This is a genomic window from Acidovorax sp. HMWF018 (assembly GCF_003061035.1).
Classification (GTDB): domain Bacteria; phylum Pseudomonadota; class Gammaproteobacteria; order Burkholderiales; family Burkholderiaceae_C; genus Acidovorax; species Acidovorax delafieldii.
In genome coordinates, this window is sequence record NZ_QAIM01000560.1 from 1 (window position 1) to 2,223 (window position 2,223).

Genomic DNA, 2,223 nt, shown 5'->3' on the forward strand with positions numbered 1-2,223 from the left:
CGGCTTGACCAGATAGTCGTCTGCGCCCAACTCTAGGCCTTTGACGCGATCCTGAACCTGGTCCTTTGCCGTGAGAAATAACACGGGCATCTCAAGGCCACGGCGACGCATATTGGTGAGGACCTGCCAGCCGTCCATCCGAGGGAGCATCACATCCAGGATCACCAGATCGTAGTCTTCCTCTTGAGCCAGACGCAGGCCATCGACACCGTTGTGAACCAGATCTGCGTTGAATCCTGCTTCACGCAAGCCTTGACGCAGGTATTCCCCGGTTTTGAGTTCATCCTCAACGATCAGTATCTTCACGAGACCTCCTTGGCTCTGCAAGAGGTCGCCAGTGTGCCTGCAGATTTCTGCCTTTCTTGAACATGACAAATATGTAATCAAGCCGTTATGTCTTTGGAAGCCAATAACTCACACAATGCGTTGCATCAAAACGCATGGTGAATCTATGAGAAATTCTTGGCTTTCACGACTTAACTCAATCCCCTGGCTGGCCGCAGCACTGCTGGCACCTTCTCTGGCACTTGCTCAGATGCCGGACGGTGCCTCCGAGAAGGTGGATTACCAACTCTCGTACCGTTCAGCTCTCACGGGCTATGAGGTTTACAAGGAGCAATCCGTACAGCCTTGGAAGGCCGCCAACGACAAAGTGGGTGAAATCGGAGGATGGCGGGCCTATGCCAAGGAAATGCGCCAGTCCGCACCCGCAGCGGGCCAGGACCAACCAGCCCAAGGCCATGACGCACACCACGGGGGCAAACAATGAGCCGCCCCCTGCGTATGCCCCGCGCCAAACTCGTGATCGCTGTTGCCGCAGTTGCGGTTTTGTCTGGCTGTGCCAGCGTGAACCTGGAGCAAAACATCTCCAGCGCCAACGCAGCAACCAGCAGTTTCACGGACGGCAAACTCACCTTGGCCCGAGCCAAGAATGAGCAAGAGGCCTTGCGCCGGCGTGCCTCGGACTTGTTGGCCAAACCGCTCAGTCAACAGGATGCCGTTCAACTCGCTCTGGTCAATAGCCCGTCCCTGCAAGCCATCGTGGCTCAAAACTGGGCAGATTCTTCTACGGCAGCCCAGTCGGGTCGCATTGCCAACCCCATTCTGAGCCTGGAGCGCGTTCGCCTGGGCAGCGAGACGGAGATCGGCCGCATCCTGTCCTTCGGCCTGCTGGACCTGCTGACCTTGCCGACACGCAAAGGCATCGCCGAGCAGCGCATCAAGCAGACCCAGTTGCGCCTGAGCAGCGACGTAGTGGACCAAGTCACGCAGGTACGTCAGGCCTGGGTCCGGGCTGTCGCCGCGCAACAGACACTGGCATACACCCAACAGGTCGTCGCAAGTGCTCAAGCCAGCGCTGAGTTGGCCAAGCGCATGCAGGCGGTGGGCAATTTCAACAAGCTCGATCGTGTGCGCCAGCAAGCGTTCTACGCCGACACTGCGACCCAGCTTGCCAGTGCGCAGCACCAGGTCACGGCAGCCCGTGAGGAGCTGGTGCGGCTGCTAGGCCTGGACGATAGCCAAGCCCAACAGCTCAAGTTGCCTGAACGCCTTCCCACACTTCCCAAGGAGCCGCTGTCTCCATCGGACGCTGGCCGTCAGGCTTCGAAGGGTCGGCTGGATCTGCAGATCGCGAAGGCTGACTACGACGCAGCTGCACGCGCGCAAGGCTGGAACAGGATCACGACCTTCACAGACATCGAGTTGGGCGTGCGGCGCGACTCTGTCTTTGATGCCGCCGAGAACACCCACTCCACGCGGCGCGGCTTCGAGATCAGCCTGCAGCTGCCGATCTTCGACTGGGGTGGAATGCGGCGCGACGCCATGAATGCGCAGACCCTGGCTGCGGCCAACCGCCTGGAAGCAACCGCACGCGCGGCGGGTTCGAACCTTAGGGAGAGCTACTCCGCGTACCGCACTGCATATGACATCGCGCGTCACCACCGCGACGAGGTGATTCCCCTGCGGAAAACCATCTCCGAAGAAAACCAGCTTCGCTACAACGGGATGCTGATCAGCGTTTTCGAGTTGCTTGCCGACTCCCGCGACCAGGTGAACTCGGTGATGGCGGCCCTGAACGCCGAACAGCAGTTCTGGCTGGCGGACGCCGCCCTTCAGGCCTCTCTCATCGGCAAGCCCACCAGCGCTGGCGTCTCGGGCGGTGGCGCAGCCGCTGCCGAAGCCGGTGCAGGCCACTGATCCCCTCAAGGAAACCAACATGAA

Annotated in this window: 3 protein-coding genes; 2 read left to right on the forward strand and 1 reads right to left on the reverse strand. The window is 60.2% G+C overall.

The window, feature by feature from the left end; genetic code table 11:
* Window positions 1-306, reverse strand: a 306-nt coding sequence (locus DBR23_RS23955; RefSeq protein ID WP_146191429.1) for a response regulator, incomplete at its 3' end; no start/stop codon positions are given.
* Between the two features lie 145 nt (window positions 307-451).
* Between DBR23_RS23955 and DBR23_RS23960 the strand changes: the two genes are divergently transcribed.
* Both DBR23_RS23960 and DBR23_RS23965 read left to right on the forward strand, forming a co-directional pair.
* On the forward strand, window positions 452-769 hold the full coding sequence (locus DBR23_RS23960; protein ID WP_100409524.1) for a hypothetical protein: 318 nt from the start codon (window positions 452-454) through the stop codon (window positions 767-769).
* Window positions 766-2,199, forward strand: coding sequence for a TolC family protein (locus tag DBR23_RS23965; RefSeq protein WP_108499795.1), 1,434 nt, complete (start codon window positions 766-768; stop codon window positions 2,197-2,199). The genes DBR23_RS23960 and DBR23_RS23965 overlap by 4 nt, the downstream gene beginning before the upstream one ends.
* Window positions 2,200-2,223 lie beyond the last annotated feature (24 nt).